Here is a 19,563-nt window from a genome sequence, read left to right on the forward strand (position 1 = left end):
GGCCTCAGCTCTCCAGTTCCTCGCGCAGCAACCCGTTCACATCGCCGGGGTCGGCGCTGCCGCCGGTCTTTTGCATGACCTGACCCACGAGGAAGTTGATCGCGCCGCCCTCGCCGTTGTGGTAGTCCTCGACAGCGTCGGGGTTCTCGTCGATGGCGGCCACGACGGCCTGCTGGACCTCGTCGCCGGAGGTCTTGCCCAGCCCCTCGCGGTCGACGACTGCATCGGGGTCCTCGCCCGTGTCGAGCATCTCCCGAAGCACGGTCTCACGGGCGTTTTTCGCGGTGATCTCGTCCTCGGCGACGAGTTCGACGAGGCGAGTCGCCTCGTCGAAGCGGTCGTCGATGTCCGTGATTTCCATGTCGCGGTAGTTCAGTTCGCCCAGCAGATTGTCGGCGACCCAGGTCGCAGCGAGGTCGGCGTCGAAGCGCTCGGCCACGTCCTCGAAGAAGTCCGCGACCTGCTTCGTACTCGTGAGCTTCGAGGCGGCCTCCTCGCTGAGGCCGTACTCGTCGACGAACCGCTCGCGGCGGGCGTCGGGGAGTTCCGGAATCGGGACCTCGTCCTTCCAGTGGCTGACTCGCAGTGGCGGCAGGTCGGCCTCCCGGAAGTAGCGGTAGTCCTTCTCCTCTTCTTTCGAGCGCATCGACACCGTGTTGCCGTGGGTCTCGTTGAAGTGGCGGGTCTCCTGCTCGACGGCGCGGCCCGACTGGATGAGCTTCCGCTGGCGGGAGGCCTCAAAGGAGAGGGCCTGCTCCGCGCCCTTGTGACTGGAGATGTTCTTGACCTCGGTTCGGTTGGCGTCTTCGAGAACAGACTCGTCGATGTCGCCGTCCTCGCCCACTTCGTCGGCATCGACCATCGAGAGGTTCGCGTCGATGCGGAGGCTCCCGTCCCGCGTCGCATCGAACACGCCGAGGTATTCGAGCACCTCTTCGAGCTTTTCGAGGAACGACCGCACCTCGCCCGGCGCGCGGAAGTCCGGCTCGGTGACGATCTCCATCAGCGGCGTGCCGGCGCGGTTGTAGTCGATGAGCGTGTAGTCCGCGCGCTCGATAGAACAGGTCCGGGATTCAAGCGGTCCCGTGCCCTCGCGGACGTGCTTGATGGAGCCGGGGTCCTCTTCGAGGTGTGCCCGGCGGATGTCGACGCTGCGGCGCTCGCTCTCGACGGAAAATTCCAGCTCGCCGTCCTGGCAGATGGGCGAGTCGTACTGGGTTATCTGGAAGTTCTTCGGGAGGTCGGGGTAGTAGTAGTTCTTCCGGTGGAACGTGGTTTCCTCCGGAATATCGGCGTCGATGGCCTTGCCGACCTTGACGGCGGCCTCGACAGCGCCCTCGTTGACAACCGGGAGCGCGCCGGGCAGGCCGAGACACACCGGGCAGGTGTGGGTGTTGGGTTCGGCGTCGGCCACGTCGGTCGAACAGCCACAGAAGATCTTCGTCTCCGTCTCGAGCTGGACGTGGACCTCCAGCCCGATGACGGCCGCGAGCTCGCGGGACTCGGACGCTTGCGCAGTCATTGTCCGGGGTTCGGTGGCGCGTGGCTAAAGGCTAACGACCCGATACAGGCATCACCTCCGGGACCCACCGGAGCGGACGTATCACTCGAACTGCCAATGTCTGACGTAGGTATAAGTGTCCACAATGGATGGGTTTCGGGTATGTGCGGCAACCGAGTCGAGGAACTCGAAACGCGCGTCAGAGAACTGGAAGCGTCGGTCGAGGGACTGACCGACGAACTCGTCGAATGCAAGGTCCGTATCCGCGAACTCGAAGCCAGCGTCGACGAGGACAACGGATTCAGCGCCGACGAGTCCGACTCGGAGGAATCGGCCACCCCGGCTGAGGCCGACACACCTAACACCGAGGATACCAACGAGAGTGATAACAGGGAGGAAGCCGAGGCCGCGTCGGAGGCCGAGACCGAGGAGGACTCGGAGTCCGACATCATCGTCGCGTAGGGCTGTCGGCCACACCACCGCATGCATATCAAAGAGCTCGTCCTCGACAACTTCAAGAGCTTCGGGCGTAAGACCCGAATTCCGTTTTACGAAGACTTCACTACCATCAGCGGCCCGAACGGCTCGGGCAAGTCCAACATTATCGACGCAATTCTGTTCGCGCTCGGACTCGCCCGCACCTCGGGTATCCGAGCCGAGAAACTCACTGACCTCATCTACAACCCCGGCCACGCCGACGAAGACGCCGAGTACGACGGCGAGCGCCAGGCCAGCGTCGAGGTAATTCTGGCAAACGACGACCGAACACTATCGCGGTCACAAGTCGTTAACGCTGCCGGCACGGAGGACGTTGGCGACGTGGACGAAATCGCCATCAAGCGCCGGGTCAAGGAAACCGAGGACAACTACTACTCCTACTACTACATCAACGGCCGCTCGGTCAACCTCTCAGACATTCAGGACCTGCTCGCCCAGGCCGGCGTCACCCCTGAGGGGTACAACGTCGTCATGCAGGGCGACGTGACCGAGATCATCAACATGACCGCCGGCTCCCGTCGGGAGATCATCGACGAGATCGCCGGCGTCGCCCAGTTCGACGCGAAGAAGGCCGACGCCTTCGACGAACTGGAGGTCGTCCAGGAGCGCATCGACGAGGCCGAACTCCGCATCGAGGAGAAACAGGAACGCCTCGACCAGCTTGAAGACGAACGCGAGACGGCACTCAAATATCAGGACCTCCGCAAGGAGAAAGAGGAGTACGAGGGCTACCGCAAGGCCGCGGAACTCGAAGACAAGCGCGAGGAACTGGCTGCCGCCGAGGAAACCATCGACGACCTCGAAAGTGAACTCACAGAGCTCCAGACGGAACTGGACGAGCGCCAGGGCGCGGTCATCCGGCTAGAGGACGAACTCCACGAACTCAATGGGGAAATCGAGCGCAAGGGCGAGGACGAACAGCTCGCCATCAAGCGCGATATCGAGGAGATCAAAGGCGACATCTCCCGGCTGGAAGACAAAATCGAGTCCGCCGAGGAGACCGTCGAGGCCGCCGAAAACGAGCGCCGCCAGGCGTTCGTCCAGATCGACCGCAAGCAGGAGACCATCGACGACCTCGAAAGCGACATCCGCGAGACGAAAGTCGCCAAATCGAACATCAAAGCCGACATCGCCGAGAAAGAGTCCGAACTCGCCGAGGTCCAGCAGCGCATCGACGAGGTCGGCGAGGAGTTCCAGGAGGTCAAGGACGAACTGGAGGAGAAACGCTCGCGGCTGGAGACGCTCAAAAGCGAGAAGAACGACCTCCAGCGCGAGCAGGACCGCCTCCTCGACGAGGCCCGTCGGCGCTCGAACGCCGAAGACGAGAAGCGCGAGGCCATCGAGGAGGCCGAAGCCGAGATTCCGGACCTCGAAGCCGACATCGAGGACTTGGAGACGGAACTGGAGAAGGCAAAGCAGAACAAGGCGACCATCGGCGAGGTCGTCGACGACCTGCGGTCCGAGAAGCGGGAACTCCAGTCGGATCTGGACGACCTCGAAGACGAAATCAGTGCGAAACAGCAGGAGTACGCCCAGCTAGAGGCCAAGGCCGGCGAGGACGGCGACTCCTCGTACGGCCGCGCGGTGACGGCGATACTCAACGCCGGTCAGGACGGCGTCCATGGCACTGTCGGCCAACTCGGTGGCGTCGACCCCGAGTACGCCACAGCCTGTGAGACGGCTGCCGGCGGACGACTCGCCCACGTCGTCGTCGACGACGACAGCGTCGGGCAGCGCTGTATCGAGTACCTCAAGTCCCGCAGCGCCGGCCGGGCGACGTTCCTGCCGATCACGCAGATGCAGAACCGCTCGCTTGGGTCGCTGCCCAGCGCCGACGGCGTTATCGACTTCGCGTACAACCTCGTCGACTTCGACCGCGAGTACGCGGGCATCTTCTCGTACGTCCTCGGCGACACCGTCGTCGTCGACAGTATGGACACCGCCCGCGACCTCATGGGTGACTACCGGATGGTCACACTTGAGGGTGACCTCGTCGAGAAGTCCGGCGCGATGACCGGGGGCTCCTCCTCGGGCACGCGCTACTCCTTCTCGGGCGGCGCTGGGAAGCTCGAACGGGTCGCCACGCGCATCAACGAACTCGAAGAGGAACGCGCCGACGTGCGTGAAGACCTCCGTGATGTTGAAGAGCGCCTCGACGACGCCCGCGACCGCGAATCCGACGCGACCGAACAGGTCCGGGACATCGAGACGAGCATCGAGCGCAAGCAGGGCGCTCTCGAAGACACCCGCGACCGCATCGACCAGCTGGAAGCAGATCTCGAAGAGATCGCCGACGAGCGTGAGGACGTGGCCGACCAGATGGATGAACTGGAGGCCGACATCGAATCGAAGACGGAAGAAATCGACGCGCTCCAGGCCGACATCGATGCGCTCGAAAGCGAGGTCGAGGACTCGGAGCTGCCTGATTTGACCGATCAACGGGAGTCCATCACGGACGACATCGACGCGCTGGAAGACCGCCAGAGCGAACTCGACGCGGAACTCAACGAGTACGAACTCGAAAAGCAGTACGCCGAGGACGCCATCGAGGACCTCCACGACGACATCGAGGCGGCACAGAACCGCAAGGCCGAACACGAGGAGCGTATCGACGACCTCGAAGCGACGGTTGACGACAAGGAGGAACTGAAAGCCGAGAAGGAACAGGCCGTCGCCGACCTCGAAGAGGAATTGGCCGAACTCAAATCCGAACGCGAGGACCTGAAAGACGACCTGCAGGAGGCCAAAGAGGCCCGCGACGAGCAACAGGCTGCCGTCTCCGAAGTCGAACGGGACCTCGAATCCGAGCAGGAAACGCAGGAGCGCCTGGACTGGGAAATCGACGAACTCGAAGCGCAGGTCGGCGACTACGACCCCGAGGACGTGCCCGACCACGAGACCGTCGAGCAGGAGATCGACCGGCTGGAAACTGAGATGGAGAAACTGGAGCCGGTCAACATGCGCGCCATCGAGGAGTACGACCGGGTCAACGACGACCTGCAGGAACTCGAAGACAAGAAGGCGACGCTGGTCGAGGAAGCCGACGGCATCCGCGACCGCATCGACACCTACGAGGCCCGCAAGAAAGAGACGTTCATGGAGTCGTTCACTGAGATCAACGACCAGTTCCAGGACATCTTCGAGCGGCTTTCGAACGGTACCGGCCATCTGCACCTCGAAGACGAGGACGACCCCTTCGAGGGCGGGCTGACGATGAAGGCCCAGCCGGGCGACAAGCCGATTCAGCGGCTGAACGCGATGTCCGGCGGCGAGAAGTCACTGACGGCGCTGGCCTTTATTTTCGCCATCCAGCGGCACAACCCCGCACCGTTCTACGCACTGGACGAAGTGGATGCGTTCCTCGACGCGGCCAACGCCGACCTCGTCGGCGAACTGGTCGACGAACTCGCCGGCGACGCCCAGTTCGTCGTCGTCTCGCACCGCTCGGCTATGCTGGAGCGGTCCGAGCGGGCTATCGGCGTGATGATGCAGGGCGACAACGTGAGCGCGGTTACCGGGATTGACCTCAGCGGTGAGGGTGATGGTGATGAGGAGGTGCCGGCGGATGACTAGCGAGGAGAGCGAGGCGCGCCCGGAGGAAGCGCCTCGGGGTAGCGAGCGGGGAACGGATGTGACCCGCGAGCCGGAGGAGCAACGCGACGGAGGGCCCTCGGAATCGCGAACGGGGAGCGAAGCGACCCGTGAGCCGGAAGACGATGACGAGGATATCCCGCTCGATATCACCGGCCACGAGGACCGCGACCCACCCGGTGAATCAGGTGATGCGGCCGAACTGTTGGGCGAATCAACCGATTCGAACACCGAGACGGCTTCTCAGAACGGCCCCGAGAGCGACCCCGACGACAGCGAGGACGAAGATGTCGAACCGGTCGAGGTGCTGGTCCAGCTAGCCGATGACGGCGAAATCGACCCCTGGGACATCGACGTGGTGCGGGTCACCGACAAGTTCCTCCAGCGTATCGACGACGCGGACCTGCGCACGTCGGGCCGGGCGCTGTTCTACGCGAGCGTCCTGATTCGGATGAAAAGCGACGCGATGCTCGGCGAGGGCGAGACGGAGGAAGAGCCGGCCGAGCCGTGGGAGCAGGCGATGCACGAGGACGCCCCCATCGAAGAGCCGGACCCCTTCGCCGCCTTGGAGTCGGAGATGGACCGCCGGCTCGAACGCCGCCGCGCCCGCGGGATGCCACAGACGCTCGACGAACTGGTCCGGGACCTCCGGGACGCCGAGCGCGAATCGTGGTGGAAGGAGTCCCGGGAGTACGACACCAGCGACTCCCCGAGCGGATTCGACCGCGGGACCCAAGAACTGGACTACCGCGGGGCCGACGACATGCGACTGGACGAGGAGCCGTCGGCGGCGGACGTGACTGGGACGGCCCACGCCGAGAACATCGACGACATCATCGCCGACGTACACGACGCCGTCCGCGAGCAGTACGACCAGGGCCGGGAAGAGGTGCTGTATCGAGAGGTCGACACCGCCGGCGGGACTCGTGTCGAGACGTTCCTCGGGCTGCTCTTTTTAGCCCACCGCGGCCAAGTCCGCCTCCAGCAGGACGACCTTTTCGGCGACCTCTGGATTCAGGACCCCAGCGCCACGACCGGGTCGGACGAGGCTGTCGCGGACTGAGATGCCGTCCCCGGCGAGGGGCAAAGCAGCAAGCAGCGACGCGGCAAACAGGTTCAAACGGGTCGAACCCTAAGCGTCGATAATGGCGACCCAGTCCTCGCCGCCGGAGTTGCCGGACCCGGAGTCGCTCGCTGACACCTTCCGGGTGTACGAAGTGGACGCGACGGCCGACGACGGCGTCCGGTACTACGGCGAGCCGGTGACCGAGTCCGAACAGGTCATCCACCGCATCGCGCCGGCGTTCCGGCAGCGCGGATACCGCGTGGCGCTCAAAAAAGAGATGGGCGAGTGGGTCCTGGTTGTGCGGGAGCGCTCGCTCGGCGTCGACGGGATTCCGTGGCTGAACGTCGGCCTCGCCGTCCTGACGCTCGCATCGACGCTGTACGCCGGCACCCGCTGGTACGGGCTGTCCGTTCTCGAAGACCCGACGGCACTGCTACAGGCATGGCCCTTCGCTGCGGCGGCACTGGGCATCCTGACCATCCACGAGTTCGGCCACTACGTCATGAGCCGGTACCACGAGGTGGAGGCGAGCCTGCCGTACTTTCTGCCGTTTCCGAACGTGCTCGGGACGCTGGGTGCGGTCATCAGCATGAACGACCACATCCCCGACCGGCGGGCACTGTTCGACATCGGCGTCGCCGGGCCGCTGGCGGGCCTCGTTGCGACGGTTATCGTGACCGCCATCGGCGTGACCCTGCCACCGGTGGAGGTGACCCGCGGCATCGTCACGAACATCGAACTCGGCTACCCGCTCCTGTTGCGGGGCATCGCCGCACTGATGGGCGAACAACTGGAGTACGCCGACCCCCGACTGCTGCCGAACCCGGTCGTCATCGGCGGTTGGGTGGGGGCGTTCGTGACGTTCCTGAACCTCCTGCCAGTGGGGCAACTCGACGGCGCACACGTCGCTCGGTCGCTGTTTGGCGACCGCCTGTCGCTGGTCCAGCTAGCCGTCCCCATCGCTCTGTTCGTGCTGGCCGGCTACCTCGTTGCTTTCGAAGGCGGCCGCGCGGCCGGCCTGTGGGCGTTCTGGGGGCTGCTGGCGCTGGTGTTCGGTCGGCTCGGCTCGGCGACGCCGCTGGATGAGACACCGATTGGGACTGGCCGATGGGCTGTCGGCCTGGTGACGTTCGTTCTTGGCATGCTCTGTTTCGTTCCGGTGCCCCTCGTCATCACAATGTAGCGACTCATCGCAGCCGCCTTCTCGGTCAGTGGTTCACAACCCGTACGGGTCGTACTCGGGTCTATTGTCGGTGTCAGCAGGGAGGTCGTAGCGCTCCCGGAACTCGGTCAGAAGCTCGTCAGCCTCGGCGGTGAACAGCACAGCAACGCCGTAGGGTCGGGAGTATCCATCCGCGTCCGGCGCGTCGGGGTCGATAAAGATGGCGTCAGTCGGTGGGTCGCCGATGGCGGGGAGTTCAGTCAACAGTGATTCCATCGGCAGGAGGCCGGTGAGTACGCTCGGGACGAACGCGCCGCCGGGCAGCGGCGCGCGCGGCTGGACGAAACACTCCGCGACCGGCTCGCCGTCCTCTTCGAGCGTCGCACTCGCCGGGTGTTCGAGGCCCGGTTCCCAGAGATCGGCCGCCACTTCCGGGACTTCAGCGTCCACGGCGAAGTCCATCGCCACGCTGTCCAGCCGCTCGAAGGAGAGCAGCGACCACGCCTCCTCCTGGTCGTCGGGGTCGCCGCCGAGCGTTGCCTCCACGAGGTCGCCCGTCCGGAGATCGTCGACCGCCGGCTGGCGCTCGCCGTAGCCGGACTGATACACCGTGTAGAGCCGCGTCGCGTCGGTGTCGAACAGATTGATATGCGGGACCGCTTCGACGACGCGGTAGACCCGGAACACGCCCGTGCGCTCGTCCATATCTTCCCGACGGGTTCCATCGTCAAGACTCCGCGGACTCGTCGCGGGACAACACCGAGGTAGCTCCGGTTCCAAGTCACAGCCATGAGCCGATCCACAGACCTCCCGGAGCCGGACCCGGAACAGCTCCGCCTGGCCGTCGAACGACTCCTTGACGAAACGGTCGACCGCGACGAGGCACTCCACATCGATGCTGACGACGTGGCGATCTCTGTTCCGATGCGGTTCGGTTCGGACGCCCCGCAGGCGACGTGGCGGTTCGACGGCGACGTGACGGTATCTGTCGATGGCATCAGAGGACCGCTCAGAGAGTGGGTCGACCTCCTCGAAGAGTAACTGCGGGCATCGGAGCCGAGCCGATCAAAACGCCTCGACGTGGGGACGGAGGTCCAGTTCCAGCGTCCACGCCGAGCGGTCCTGCTCGACCAGATGCCAGTACGACTGCGCGATCTCGTCGGGGTCCAGATGCGATTCTGTGTCGTGATCGGGCGTCTCAGCCCCGTTCGGCGGGAGAATCTGGCCGTCGATGACGACGTGGGCGACGTGGATGCCCTCGGGTCCCAGTTCCCGTGCCATTGATTCGGCCATCCCGCGGACGGCGAACTTGGCGGCGCTGAATCCGATCGCGCCGTCGCGGCCGCGAACGGCGGATGTCGCGCCGGTGAAGATGATCGTCCCGCCGTCGCCGGCCAGCATGTCGTCGATCGCTTCCTGCGAACAGGCCAGCCCGCCCGCCGGGCCGACAGCGAGCGCGCGTCGGAACTCCTCGTGTGTGATCTCCCGTGTCCCCTTCCACGCGCCGCCGCTGGCGTGATTGACCAGAACGTCGACGGGACCGAAGGCCTCGCGAACCTGCTCGAAGCCCGCCGCGACTTCGTCCGGATCGGTAATATCGGTCTGTACTGCGAGCGTGTCCTCGCCGAGGTCCGACGAGAGTGACTGGAGAAACGATTGCGACCGGGCGAACAGGCCGACCTGACAGCCCTCGTCGATGAACGTTCGAGCCAGCGATTCGCCCAGTCCGGGGCCGACACCAGCGATGACTGCTGTCCGTGACATACACACAGGAACGGCTGGCAGATGGATGAAAGTATGTCATGGCCGGCGACACGTGGACTGGAGGGCCACAATACTGTCGTCGGTTCTGGTTCTCAATCGCCCCGATTCACTCGCTCCCGCGGTGTGAATGGCCGACGAGCAGTGCCACGGCGTTGCAAACGACGAGCGCGACGAACGCGACCCGCGTCGCCCCGGAGTTCAGGCCGGTAATCAGCAGCGGCAAATAGAGAAACGGGAGTGCAATCGCTGTCCAGAACGCAATACCTCGGACGGCGGAGACGAGCGGCTCGTCGAATGCCGGGAGGGACTCATCAAACTGGGCGAGTAATTCGTATGCGGACGAACTTGACATTGAAGGGACCTACCCACGGCTTCTACTGGAGATATCTTATAACCGCTAGAGGTTTCCACCCGTTTCGCCTCGTTTCACGCGCAACCGGTTCCTACTCGTCCATTTTATTACTGGTTCAGTAGGCCTTAGACGTTTTATAAGCCGTTCAGGTCCCGCCTGTGGTAGCACGCTATTACTGGGCCAAATCGCAGTTGTCCCTGAGTCAGTCGGACGACTACGGCCCAAGTAGAGACACGGTTACGTCATGGCCTCTGTCTCCCAGTTTCGTGCTATCGACGACGTGGGCCGGAACGGACGCCCGCCACTCGTCGAGTCGCTGCTCGTGGTAGCTTCGATGGCGGTCCACCGAGTACGTCTCGTCGTCTGCGTCCCGGAGCTCGTCGGCGGTGTCGTCGGGTGTCGGATACGCCGGTGCGTTCGCAGTCAGGAGCGAGGCGGGGTCGATGTGAAGCGTTTCGTCGTCGCTGTCGTCGGGCTGGACGACGTGCAGACGCGCTCGCATCCGACCGCTGAACGGCGGCGTGACGCGTAACACGGTTTCTGATCCGTCCGCAGTCGCCTCGATGGCAGCGACGAGGTCAGTGGCGCTTATCGCGATTGCGTTGATGTCGGTCGGGTCTGTGTCCATTGTGGGTTCCATTGGTTCAGGCTGTTACATCCGGTCGCTGTAGTCCCAGGTGTGGAGCCGGTCCGGTGTGATCGTGATCTGTATCTCGCGGCGGTCGGGAGCGAGCAACTGTTCGGCCAGCGGCGAGTCGGTCCCGCCGAGATAGCGCTGTAGCAACTCGGTGAGCACCGTCTTCTCCTCGTCCGGTGTCATCGTTGCCGTCCCGTTGCCCCTGACACCGCAGTATGGCGGCTCGTTCGTCGAGACTTCGAACGAGACGGTGGCATCGTGGTCGAGATAGTCGACAACCGCCGCGTCAGCCCCTGTCGCACACTGGAAGGCTCCGTCAACGAATCGGTACCACAGCGAGAGCATCCAGGGTTTGTCAGCGGGCGTCCGGCATCCCAGGCGGAGTGGGACAGTTTCAGCGTCGAGAAACCGTTCCATCTCCTCGCGGCTCCACGGTCCGGAGACGGTCACCATACCGACACCGTACGGTCGCCGCTGTGTTAACATCTCTGGGATGAATCACTATCGAGTAATAGATCTGTGCTTGCGTGAAACTATCAATTAATATACCACAACATTATCAGAACCGATAATACGCCGCCTAGATTTATCTTGATGTTCAGGAAAGTCACCGAGAGAGCAGTAGCTGGGCCAACAGGAGGGACTACAAGTGCAAGAGAGCGACGAGACAGAGGGGGCAACGGTTCTCGTAGTGGACGATGAACAAGACATCGCGGACCTGTATTCGGCGTGGCTGGTGACCGCACACGACGTTCGGACCGCACACAGCGGAACGGAGGCGCTCCAAGTAGTCGACGGATCCGTGGATGTCGTCTTTCTGGACCGGCAAATGCCCGACATGAGCGGTGACGAGGTTCTCGATACCATCGCGGAACAGGGTATCGACCCCGCAGTAGTGATGGTAACGGCCGTCGATCCGGACTTCGACATCATCGAGATGCCCTTCGATGAGTACCTGACCAAGCCGGTCAGCCGCGAGGACCTCCTCGAAACCGTCTCGGAGATGCTCGTCCGGACCACATACGACGACCAGATCCAGGAATACTTCGCAGTGGCGTCGAAGAAAGCGACCCTGGAATCACAGAAGAACACCTCGCAACTGGAAGCCAGCGACGAGTACCGGACTGTCAGCGAGCGACTCGAAGAACTCCGCCAGACAGCCGATTCCACGGCTGCGGAGATCGATGACTTCGAAGCCATGTTCCAGCAGTTCCCCGGCAGCGGCCTCTCGTCGGGCTGACTGTGGTTTTGTGCCAAGCGTGAGCTATTGGAGATATCGAGGAGATGGAAACTGGCGCAATAGTTCGTGATTCCGTCGTCGTAACTATGTATCCTCGTACTACAGTAGAAGGATCATAACGACTTCGTAGAAGACGTATAACAGTACCAGCAGAATCAGAAGCTTCACCATATTACCAACAGATTGTTCGGCAACTCATCCCAGACTTCAGCTAATCCCTGTCTGCGCTGTGCGGTCCTGTTATTACGCATAGGCCCACTGGATTTGTTGTGCTATTTCCGAAAATATCGCTTCCAAACATTACCTCAAGCTCTTCATCTTGCCGGTCCATCATGTACTCCATCTCGTTGTAATTATCAAATCTATTTTTGACTTGACTTACATACGACGCGGAGCAGTCACACATCTCAGAAATCTCTGTATTGGTTGCATTCGGGTTTTCGTACCATGTGAGGAGGATCTGACGTTGCAGGTCTGTTTTCGCATCGTTACTCATGCATTTTTATTTTAGATAATACTACAAAAGAGTGTATTTAGTCATAAATTAATTTAAATATCTTGTGAGCAACCCTCAGCCTGTGCTGTTCCTACTGTCGCTCGTCAATTTAGTCGATAAATAAGGTATGCCCGGGGAGTGCAACCAACCGAAGGTTTTCATGCCCAGGAATAAAACGGGGGTGTGAATGGCTAACGACTACCGACCCTCGATCAACCGGCTTCGAGAGCGTCTCCGCGAGTCGGACGACATCGCTGAGGCCGACGCCGAGGCGCTGCTCGAATACAGCCGCGAACTCGACGCCCTCGGGCAGGCCGAAATCGGCGACGCAAGCCACGAGAAGTATCTCATGCGCCTCGTCAAGATGGCCGAAGAGACCGGCGGCCTCGCCGACGCCCTGGAGTCGACAGACGCCGCGAAGGACCTGAATAGCTGGATCGAAGATACGTACCAGAACCCCGAGTCCAACAAGACCGCCCGCGACTCGCTGCGCTCGTTCGGTGAGCACGCGACCGAGGACGAGGGCAAGCCCGACAGCATCGAGTGGATCCCGACGGGCTATCCCAGCAACTTCGACCGAAGCCCCGACCCGTCGAAGATGTACCGCTGGGAGGACCACGTCGTCCCGATGCTCGACGCCTGCCGGAACTTCCGCGACGAGGCGCTCATCGCCCTCGCATTCGACATCGGCCCGCGGAGCGGGGAGCTGCAGGATCTCACCATCGGCGACCTCTCCGACCACGATTACGGCCTGCAGGTCACCGTCGATGGAAAGGTCGGCCGGCGCTCGCCGGTCCTGTTGATCGCGCCGAACCGCGTCCAGCAATGGCTCCAGACCCACCCGGCCCCGGACGACCCGACCGCCCCGCTGTGGTCGAAGCTCAACAGCCCCGAGTCGATCTCCCCGGAGATGATCCGGAAGATCTTCCGCCAGGCCGTCGACCGCGTCGACATCACGCCGCCGTCGACGCCGACGCCGACCCGCTTCCGGAAGTCCTCGGCGTCGCACCTCGCCCGTCGTGGCGTCTCCCAGACCGCACTCGAAAACAGATACGGCTGGGTGCGCGGAAGCGACGAGGCCGCACGCTATATCGCCGTCTTCGGCGAGGAAAGCGAGCGCGAAATCGCGATGGCGCTGGGCGTCGACGTCGGTGACGACGAACCCGAACCCCTGGGCCCGATCACCTGCACCCGCTGCGATCAGGAGACGCCCCGCGACAAAGACCGGTGCGTCTGGTGTGGGCAGCCGCTGTCGCTCGAAGCCGCCAACGAAGCCAAGGCCACGCAGAAGGCGGGCCTCCAGGCGCTCGCCCAGCTCGTCGCCGAGGATGACGTCCCCGAGGACGACGCCGTCGAAGTCATCGACGGGCTGATCGACTCCCGGGTGCAGGCCGCGCTCGACGAGGACGGTCACGACTGACCACCGTCCTCGAGGATCTCTAGGGCCCGCTGGGCGTCCTCGCTCAGATCGGTGTCGAGATCGGCCAGCAGCTCCAGCAGGTCGCGGTGGTCGCCAAGTGATTCCTCAACGTGATCTCGTAACTCGTCGGTGTCGGCGGTCGTCATGAACTGGTCACATCCTCAAAGGTATCGTCAGGGTGGCCACACTCACAGGCGAGGGATATCTCCTCGTAGCCCGCGGAGAGGTCGGGGCTGGCCCGTCTCCAGGCCGGCTTGCCGTCGCTTGGGTCTGGAATCACCCTCTCCAGCGGCAAGTCTGGCCTGTCAGTGGGCTGGTCAGCGGACTGTTCGGGTTGCTCGGCGTCTGATTTAGATTTCTGGGCGCTCATGGTCTCGGAGCTCTCGGCTGCCCCGAGCCCGACGAAAAGACTTTGCCGTCGGAGACCGAATCTCCGGGTGAGTCACCGTCGTAGTGGTCGTCGTGGCTCGGTCCTTCGGCACTGGTCGCTCTTGGACGGGGAGGCCAGTGCCGTACTGTTCTTGATCTGGTAGAATCATCGCTGGTTTTCTTCGTAGATGTCCGCCAGCTCGGCCAACCACTCATCCCAGGTCAGACTGTCGTAGGGTTTCATCTCCTCGAGTCTGCCTGCGAGGTCTTTGCTGACCCACAGAGTCGTGTGTGTTTGCTGGTCGGCTTCTGCTGACATCGCTCTATTATTTCTATTGCGCCCCATAGTGTTAAGTGAAATGGAGAGGATTGTCAAGTGAAATGGTTTCAACAGACCGTGGCCGTGGGATATTCACTGAATCGAACCGCGAATACCTCACAGGGAATAAATCCGGCATCAGCCGGCAAGCACAGCAACAACAAGAGAGAGATATCAAAGACCGGCTGCGAAACGCAATCCTTGATTTTAGATTTGTTTTTGAGCACATGGACCCGGACAGCCGGGCTGAAGTATATGAGGATTTGAACATCGAGGGGGTAGATCTGATGGGGGAGCGGGAAGATGAGGGCGTCGAGGCACTCTTGGCGATGGCTGCTATTCTGTACGAAGCAGTCCTTGAGACAGGTGTCCCACGCAACCTTGTCTTTTCTAAGGGACCCAGCCTGTTGGAAGAACAAAGATTCTTACCAGAAGGCTCGAAGCGCCAAATCCAGGTGAGCGCGGACTTCGACCGAGAAATTAAAGAGCCGGAAGAGGGCTCTCTCACACAGATTGATGAGGTCCTCAAACAACTCCGCTTTGGTCGTGATATCGATGATTTGAATTCAGGTGAACTAAAGACGCTTATCCGGTACGCTAACATGTCAGATGGGGCAGATTTCTCTCCGCTTCTAAAAGCCGCTGAAGAAGAAAGAAACCAAGAAAGGGAAGATGTCTTCGAGGATTCAGACCCCACCGACGGCGACACAGACTGATTGGATGTAGACATCCCTCACCCCTCCGCGAGCACGTACACTCGACTCCGGGCGTCCTCGGCTGGCCGCGTCTCAACCAGCCCGATCTCTTCGAGCGGGTCAAGCGCAGATCGGAGCGTGGTGCTGGATAGTGCCGTCCGCGACCGGAGCTGGGCGTGCGTCATCGGGGCGTCCTCGCTCAACACGAGATAGACGAGTTTCGCGCTGGGCGAGCAGTCCGCGACCGTCGGCGCGACCTGGAGGCCTGGCATGGGTCAGTCCTCCGGCAGCTCGTGTCCGCAGTGGCGGCAGAACTGGTCATCAGCGTCGACGCCGTCGCCACACTGGGGGCAGTAAGACGCTTGCCCTTGCGAGTCGTTAGTGTAGAAATCGGGAGTGTCGGGTTGTTTCTCGGCCGGGATTCCAAGTGCGTTTCGAGCGTGGGTCGCAATGGGATACTTTTCAGCATCTAGCGAGGCGACCACTCGGAGCAACTCCTCATTAGTCATCTCTTCAGGTGGTTTAGACCCCATCTTCACCCTCTTGATCCTCGCAGACAACTTCACGGAGTTCTTCGAAGAGTTCTGGGTGGTGTTCTTTGAGTAGCTCTATATCCTTGGTGAGTTCGTCCCTCACCCGGCCCCGAACCCTCGACACAGCCTCGTACCGCCGCTGTTCAGATTCTTCGCTCGCGATCAACTCTCGCTCAGTCTCCGTCATCAACGCTCGGGTTCGCGCCATGGCGAACTCTGTGCGCGTGGACATGGTAGTATTTGCCCACCCCAGGCTACTAAAACATTGGTACAAATTCCAACGTTGGCACAAACACCAACCTATAAGTGGTTGGCAAATGTACCAAGGTAGTAGAGACAGACCAGTCCCTCGGGGCGTTCCGTTCTGAGAATGCCCGCGTGCTGACACACGCGGGCTGGTGGGTCTCTGGACTGAGTACCCATGTCCATCAAGGACACCGCGGCACGTAAGACTGCCGCCACGGCGGAGAGTATCGACCCCCGAACGCGCAAAGCTCTGGAACAGTACCTGACCGTCACCCCAGACGTCGGCCGCGCTCGTGGCGCAGAAGACCTGGTCCTGGTGACCAGCGAGAGCGGGAGCTCGTACCTCGTTGATGTCCGCGAAGATTCCTGTGAGTGTCCCGACGCCGAATACCGAGACATCGAGTGCAAGCATGTCAAGCGTGCAAGATTTTCCCTTGCCCTTGATGCGATCCCCGCCGACGCCGCCGCGGCCTGTGACGTCGACCCCGACCTGGGCCAGCACTGTGACGCCGACCTCCGATTCGCGGCGGCTGACGGCGGCATCATCGTGGCCGACGACGACGGCGAGATTCTCGACGAGGATGACGACGAGCCCGACCAGCAGCGCCTCGACGAGGCCGTCGACCTCAGTGAGGAATACGGCGAGGCCCCACTTGCCGGGACGTGCATCGCTGGCTACGAGCGGTGTTGTGGCATCAGCGGGATGTACTTCGGCGAGTTCCCCTGTGCCCACTGCTGGCTGTACGCACCGGCGAGCGCCCATGTCCACTTCCACGACGTCGGAGGGGCCGACGAATGACGCGCCTGAACGATGTCGACGCGACGGTCGGGATCGCCGACGGGCGTGTCGCGATGAACGCCGACATCGAGACGCCGCTGCGACTGGAGACGCCCGACCGACGCCCACTCTCCAGCGCCGAGCCCCATGCCACGCTCCGGCTGGCCGGCGACGACGTCCGCGTCGCGGTCGAACTTGACGGCGAAGCGCTCGATGCCCTCGCTGACGCGCTACACCAGCAGCGGGGTGACCGATGACGGTCGCGATGGACGACGACCTCCCCGACGAGGTCGTCACGTTCGGCGGGGAGTCCTCGATCTATCACCGGCAAGACCCCCACGCCGAGGAACCCACGGCTGTCTGTCGCCAGCACGATGGGAACGTGTTCCGCAAACAGCGCCGGCTCGTCGAGTCCCACTACGACCCCTGTCGGGTCTGCTTCCCTGGGGTCAGGGAGGGAGACCGGTGACGCTGGTTATCGAGGACGCCGGCGACGACGATTACACCCTGCTGGTCACCGATGACGGCGCGGTCGAAGCCCGCAAGCGCGTGCCCTACGACGGCGTCCGCGTCTACACGACGGCGACGCGCGACCTGCCGACCGGGCGACGAACGCAGTCCCAGTACGGACTGAGTGTCGACGAGGTGATCGGCCGGTATCTGGCCCGCGCCGACACGGCGACGCCCCGACCAGATCTCGCCGAGAGCGTGGCCCAAGCGCTTCGCGAAGTCCGCCAGGAGGGCGACGATGCCTGCTGACCGCCGCGCGTTCCTCGAGGCCGCCGCGGTCGTCGCGACGATGCCGGCCGACGCACTCGCCGGTGTCGCGCCCGCCGAACCGGCCACCGAGGAGTGCGACATCTGTGGCGCGGCCAAGCCCGCGGGCATGGTCGAGCGGACGACGGTCCCGCCCATCGCGCCGCTGGAGGCTGACATCTGCGCGGTGTGTCAGTTCACCCAGGAACATACGCAGCCCGACGGCGTCTGTATGGAGTGCGGTGAGCCCGTCGACCCCGGGTTTAGTATCGAACTGGAGTACGCGCTCGGGGAGGCAGACCTCCCAGCGCTGAAGACCGGGCAGTTGTGTGGCGACTGCAGCAGCTGGGTCGCCTCGGATATCAGCCATCGCGGCCTCATGAATGACGACGAGGCCAGGGAGACGTACCGGGAGCTGGTCGACGCCGAGCACGAACGCATGGCGGCACTGGAGGGATCACGGTGAGCCTGCCCGCCCGTCCGGGCCCCGCCGTCGACGCCGAAGAGTGGTCGATTCACCACCGACTGTTCTACCGGCTGGTCGTTGGCGCGCCGGGCAGTCGCACCGCCGACCTGCAGCTGCTGTACGACGCCGTCGCGCCGGTGGCCTATCGCGGGACGACGATCTCGAAGTGTGACTCCCGACGCTGGCGGCGCAAGCTCCTGAACGACCTGCAGGACGCCGGTGTTGTCGTGAGCGACGAGACACCGCGGGGGTGGATCTGGCGGCCAACGGTCGACGCCGTCGACGAGGCGCTGCTCGCGAGAGCTCCGGACACAGTGGAGGCCGAACAGTGAGCCTCAAAGAGCCGACGCTCACGATCGCCCCGCCACAGGATCACTGGGAGACTGTCGACCATCTTCGTGATATGTTCCAGGGCGCCTACCCCTACGGCAACGTCGTCGCGTTCCACGGCCTTCGGCTGGAGTGCCAGGATGGCGACATCGGGCCCGGTGTCTGGGAGGTCTACACCGCCGAGTGCGCGTACGTCGAGACGCTGAACCTGGCGGCGTTCCGGACCGCGACCGAGCTCCATGACGTCCTGCTCGATATCGTCGCCTGTGACCCCGACGACCGCGAGGACTGGGTGGCGTGGTCGCGATGAGTTCCACGCCCAGGCCGTCCAGCAGCCGTGTCTCGGCGACGGGCTACACGCCGATCGGCGTCGACCTCGGGGAGAAGCGTCTGGTCGCTGCTGCGCCGGCCGACGCCGATCCCGATGAGGCGTTCGTCATCGACGGTGAGCCGTTGCGAGAGCGCTACGACATCCTCGTCGAGGCGACGGAAGCGCTCCAGGGCGCGTGGTTCGACACGACGAGGGGCGAGGCCCAGGTCTTCGCGGCGATGCACCAGCAGCTGCGGCCGCAGTTGTTCGACGCCGCCCACCGGCTGGTTCGCTACGCCGGCGAGTTCGCGACGCCGCTGCTGGTGCTCGAAGATCTGTCCTTCCGTGGGGCGCCGCTATGGGAGCGCCGGACAGTCGAGAAGTTGGGCGCGTGGCTTCTGCCGGCGCTCCAGGGGGCGATCACCGAGGTCGCGCTCGACGCTGGCCTGCCGATCTCCTACGTCGACGCGGAGTACACCAGCCAGGCCTGTCATGGCTGTGCGAAGCTCGGGCGCCTCGAGGACGACGTCGTCGTGTGTACGACCGACGACTGCCCCGTCGGCGCGGTCTGTCGCGATCGGAGCGCCGCGCTGACGATCGCCGGTCGCGCTGCCGACTGACTAGACGGGGATCTTCCATATCCACCGGCTTGCAGCCTGCAAGCCTTGCAGAGCGGAGAATTACTACACTCGACTTCGAGACCAAACCTGTACCATGCGTGTCACCTGTGACCGATGCGAAAGCGAGTTCGATACCGACCGCGACGCAGTTGCCGTCGGGCAGGATACAACCCGCTGCCCGAAATGTGGCAACCAGGCCGATGTCGGGACTGGCGTTGAGAGCGATGGCGGCGACGGTGTAGTCGTGGCGTCGGATGGCGAGGAGATACACATCCACATTCACGTCCACAAACACGGCGGCTGACGAACCGAAACACCCTTTTCATCGTGCGGTTTCGTCGGTAACGCGGACACTCCTGAATTCCATCCGTGGTGTCCGCCACCCCCCTAACCCCATCCCATGGGATTTTCAGA

30 protein-coding genes are annotated in these 19,563 nt (G+C 63.1%); 17 read left to right on the forward strand and 13 right to left on the reverse strand.

Annotation, left to right across the window (positions count from 1 at the left end):
• Positions 1-4 precede the first annotated feature (4 nt).
• Positions 5-1,522: an Asp-tRNA(Asn)/Glu-tRNA(Gln) amidotransferase subunit GatB gene (gene gatB / locus NDI54_RS05770; protein WP_310895520.1), complete on the reverse strand. Its 1,518-nt coding sequence runs from the start codon at positions 1,520-1,522 to the stop codon at positions 5-7.
• A 141-nt stretch (positions 1,523-1,663) separates the two neighbouring features.
• On the opposite strand from gatB, the gene NDI54_RS05775 reads away from it, so the two are divergent.
• The 4 genes from NDI54_RS05775 (at position 1,664) to NDI54_RS05790 (ending at position 7,839) form a co-directional block, all read left to right on the forward strand.
• Positions 1,664-1,963, forward strand: a complete 300-nt coding sequence (locus NDI54_RS05775) for a DUF7518 family protein (protein ID WP_310895521.1) — start codon at positions 1,664-1,666, stop codon at positions 1,961-1,963.
• Positions 1,964-1,984: 21 nt separating this feature from the next.
• Positions 1,985-5,572 carry a chromosome segregation protein SMC gene (gene smc, locus NDI54_RS05780; protein ID WP_310895522.1) on the forward strand — a complete coding sequence of 1,196 codons (3,588 nt, stop codon included), beginning with the start codon at positions 1,985-1,987 and terminating at the stop codon, positions 5,570-5,572.
• Positions 5,565-6,653 (forward strand): segregation/condensation protein A, encoded by a 1,089-nt coding sequence (locus NDI54_RS05785; RefSeq protein ID WP_310895523.1) that lies wholly within the window; start codon positions 5,565-5,567, stop codon positions 6,651-6,653. The genes smc and NDI54_RS05785 overlap by 8 nt, the downstream gene beginning before the upstream one ends.
• 82 nt (positions 6,654-6,735) lie before the next feature.
• Positions 6,736-7,839 (forward strand): site-2 protease family protein, encoded by a 1,104-nt coding sequence (locus tag NDI54_RS05790; RefSeq protein WP_310895524.1) that lies wholly within the window; start codon positions 6,736-6,738, stop codon positions 7,837-7,839.
• 33 nt (positions 7,840-7,872) lie between these two features.
• Here NDI54_RS05790 and NDI54_RS05795 read toward each other — a convergent pair whose 3' ends face one another.
• Positions 7,873-8,523, reverse strand: a complete 651-nt coding sequence (locus NDI54_RS05795; RefSeq protein WP_310895525.1) for a hypothetical protein — start codon at positions 8,521-8,523, stop codon at positions 7,873-7,875.
• A gap of 84 nt (positions 8,524-8,607) precedes the next feature.
• Here NDI54_RS05795 and NDI54_RS05800 point away from each other — a divergent pair, with 84 nt between their 5' ends.
• Positions 8,608-8,859, forward strand: a complete 252-nt coding sequence (locus NDI54_RS05800; protein WP_310895526.1) for a hypothetical protein — start codon at positions 8,608-8,610, stop codon at positions 8,857-8,859.
• A 24-nt stretch (positions 8,860-8,883) separates the two neighbouring features.
• Here NDI54_RS05800 and NDI54_RS05805 read toward each other — a convergent pair whose 3' ends face one another.
• The 4 genes from NDI54_RS05805 to NDI54_RS05820 all read right to left on the reverse strand — a co-directional run bounded on the left by NDI54_RS05805 (position 8,884) and on the right by NDI54_RS05820 (position 11,024).
• A complete protein-coding gene (locus tag NDI54_RS05805; RefSeq protein WP_310895527.1) occupies positions 8,884-9,582 on the reverse strand; it encodes an SDR family NAD(P)-dependent oxidoreductase in 699 nt (232 codons plus the stop codon).
• A 106-nt stretch (positions 9,583-9,688) separates the two neighbouring features.
• A complete protein-coding gene (locus NDI54_RS05810; RefSeq protein ID WP_310895528.1) occupies positions 9,689-9,934 on the reverse strand; it encodes a hypothetical protein in 246 nt (81 codons plus the stop codon).
• A gap of 214 nt (positions 9,935-10,148) precedes the next feature.
• Positions 10,149-10,562, reverse strand: a complete 414-nt coding sequence (locus NDI54_RS05815) for a hypothetical protein (RefSeq protein WP_310895529.1) — start codon at positions 10,560-10,562, stop codon at positions 10,149-10,151.
• 24 nt (positions 10,563-10,586) lie between these two features.
• Positions 10,587-11,024, reverse strand: a complete 438-nt coding sequence (locus tag NDI54_RS05820; protein ID WP_310895756.1) for a pyridoxamine 5'-phosphate oxidase family protein — start codon at positions 11,022-11,024, stop codon at positions 10,587-10,589.
• A gap of 196 nt (positions 11,025-11,220) precedes the next feature.
• On the opposite strand from NDI54_RS05820, the gene NDI54_RS05825 reads away from it, so the two are divergent.
• The gene (locus NDI54_RS05825; RefSeq protein WP_310895530.1) at positions 11,221-11,811 is read left to right on the forward strand and encodes a HalX domain-containing protein; all 591 of its coding nucleotides are present in this window, start codon (positions 11,221-11,223) and stop codon (positions 11,809-11,811) included.
• A 211-nt stretch (positions 11,812-12,022) separates the two neighbouring features.
• Here NDI54_RS05825 and NDI54_RS05830 read toward each other — a convergent pair whose 3' ends face one another.
• Positions 12,023-12,307: a hypothetical protein gene (locus NDI54_RS05830; RefSeq protein ID WP_310895531.1), complete on the reverse strand. Its 285-nt coding sequence runs from the start codon at positions 12,305-12,307 to the stop codon at positions 12,023-12,025.
• 187 nt (positions 12,308-12,494) lie between these two features.
• Between NDI54_RS05830 and NDI54_RS05835 the strand changes: the two genes are divergently transcribed.
• Positions 12,495-13,727 carry a tyrosine-type recombinase/integrase gene (locus NDI54_RS05835; protein ID WP_310895532.1) on the forward strand — a complete coding sequence of 411 codons (1,233 nt, stop codon included), beginning with the start codon at positions 12,495-12,497 and terminating at the stop codon, positions 13,725-13,727.
• Here NDI54_RS05835 and NDI54_RS05840 read toward each other — a convergent pair.
• From NDI54_RS05840 to NDI54_RS05850, 3 genes are all read right to left on the reverse strand, one after another.
• Positions 13,718-13,873, reverse strand: a complete 156-nt coding sequence (locus NDI54_RS05840) for a hypothetical protein (protein WP_310895533.1) — start codon at positions 13,871-13,873, stop codon at positions 13,718-13,720. The two genes, NDI54_RS05835 and NDI54_RS05840, sit on opposite strands and share 10 nt — an antisense overlap.
• A complete protein-coding gene (locus NDI54_RS05845; protein WP_310895534.1) occupies positions 13,870-14,097 on the reverse strand; it encodes a hypothetical protein in 228 nt (75 codons plus the stop codon). The genes NDI54_RS05840 and NDI54_RS05845 overlap by 4 nt, the downstream gene beginning before the upstream one ends.
• Positions 14,098-14,262: 165 nt before the next feature.
• Positions 14,263-14,415: a hypothetical protein gene (locus tag NDI54_RS05850; protein ID WP_310895535.1), complete on the reverse strand. Its 153-nt coding sequence runs from the start codon at positions 14,413-14,415 to the stop codon at positions 14,263-14,265.
• Between the two features lie 62 nt (positions 14,416-14,477).
• Here NDI54_RS05850 and NDI54_RS05855 point away from each other — a divergent pair, with 62 nt between their 5' ends.
• Positions 14,478-15,131, forward strand: coding sequence for a hypothetical protein (locus NDI54_RS05855; protein WP_310895536.1), 654 nt, complete (start codon positions 14,478-14,480; stop codon positions 15,129-15,131).
• A 17-nt stretch (positions 15,132-15,148) separates the two neighbouring features.
• Here the strand turns inward: NDI54_RS05855 and NDI54_RS05860 are convergent, their stop codons facing one another.
• Genes NDI54_RS05860 through NDI54_RS05870 form a run of 3 tightly spaced genes read right to left on the reverse strand, consistent with a single transcriptional unit; the run spans position 15,149 to position 15,851 of the window.
• On the reverse strand, positions 15,149-15,382 hold the full coding sequence (locus tag NDI54_RS05860; protein WP_310895537.1) for a MarR family winged helix-turn-helix transcriptional regulator: 234 nt from the start codon (positions 15,380-15,382) through the stop codon (positions 15,149-15,151).
• A 3-nt stretch (positions 15,383-15,385) separates the two neighbouring features.
• Positions 15,386-15,619, reverse strand: coding sequence for a zinc ribbon domain-containing protein (locus tag NDI54_RS05865; protein WP_310895538.1), 234 nt, complete (start codon positions 15,617-15,619; stop codon positions 15,386-15,388).
• Between the two features lie 13 nt (positions 15,620-15,632).
• Entirely contained in the window at positions 15,633-15,851 is a 219-nt protein-coding gene (locus NDI54_RS05870) for a hypothetical protein (protein WP_406600170.1), read from the reverse strand.
• Between the two features lie 213 nt (positions 15,852-16,064).
• Between NDI54_RS05870 and NDI54_RS05875 the strand changes: the two genes are divergently transcribed.
• From NDI54_RS05875 to NDI54_RS05915, 9 genes are all read left to right on the forward strand, one after another.
• The gene (locus NDI54_RS05875) at positions 16,065-16,688 is read left to right on the forward strand and encodes a hypothetical protein (RefSeq protein ID WP_310895540.1); all 624 of its coding nucleotides are present in this window, start codon (positions 16,065-16,067) and stop codon (positions 16,686-16,688) included.
• On the forward strand, positions 16,685-16,924 hold the full coding sequence (locus NDI54_RS05880) for a hypothetical protein (RefSeq protein ID WP_310895541.1): 240 nt from the start codon (positions 16,685-16,687) through the stop codon (positions 16,922-16,924). Before NDI54_RS05875 ends, NDI54_RS05880 begins: the two co-directional genes overlap by 4 nt.
• Positions 16,921-17,136: a hypothetical protein gene (locus NDI54_RS05885; RefSeq protein ID WP_310895542.1), complete on the forward strand. Its 216-nt coding sequence runs from the start codon at positions 16,921-16,923 to the stop codon at positions 17,134-17,136. The genes NDI54_RS05880 and NDI54_RS05885 overlap by 4 nt, the downstream gene beginning before the upstream one ends.
• Positions 17,133-17,426, forward strand: coding sequence for a hypothetical protein (locus tag NDI54_RS05890; RefSeq protein WP_310895543.1), 294 nt, complete (start codon positions 17,133-17,135; stop codon positions 17,424-17,426). Before NDI54_RS05885 ends, NDI54_RS05890 begins: the two co-directional genes overlap by 4 nt.
• Positions 17,416-17,889: a hypothetical protein gene (locus NDI54_RS05895; protein WP_310895544.1), complete on the forward strand. Its 474-nt coding sequence runs from the start codon at positions 17,416-17,418 to the stop codon at positions 17,887-17,889. Before NDI54_RS05890 ends, NDI54_RS05895 begins: the two co-directional genes overlap by 11 nt.
• Positions 17,886-18,221 carry a hypothetical protein gene (locus tag NDI54_RS05900; RefSeq protein ID WP_310895545.1) on the forward strand — a complete coding sequence of 112 codons (336 nt, stop codon included), beginning with the start codon at positions 17,886-17,888 and terminating at the stop codon, positions 18,219-18,221. Before NDI54_RS05895 ends, NDI54_RS05900 begins: the two co-directional genes overlap by 4 nt.
• Entirely contained in the window at positions 18,218-18,529 is a 312-nt protein-coding gene (locus NDI54_RS05905; RefSeq protein ID WP_310895546.1) for a hypothetical protein, read from the forward strand. The genes NDI54_RS05900 and NDI54_RS05905 overlap by 4 nt, the downstream gene beginning before the upstream one ends.
• Entirely contained in the window at positions 18,526-19,149 is a 624-nt protein-coding gene (locus tag NDI54_RS05910; protein ID WP_310895547.1) for a zinc ribbon domain-containing protein, read from the forward strand. Before NDI54_RS05905 ends, NDI54_RS05910 begins: the two co-directional genes overlap by 4 nt.
• Positions 19,150-19,243: 94 nt before the next feature.
• Positions 19,244-19,453: an MJ0042-type zinc finger domain-containing protein gene (locus NDI54_RS05915; RefSeq protein ID WP_310895548.1), complete on the forward strand. Its 210-nt coding sequence runs from the start codon at positions 19,244-19,246 to the stop codon at positions 19,451-19,453.
• Positions 19,454-19,563 lie beyond the last annotated feature (110 nt).

Origin of the sequence: Haloarcula terrestris, assembly GCF_031624315.1 — an archaeon.
Taxonomy (GTDB): Archaea; Halobacteriota; Halobacteria; order Halobacteriales; family Haloarculaceae; genus Haloarcula; species Haloarcula terrestris.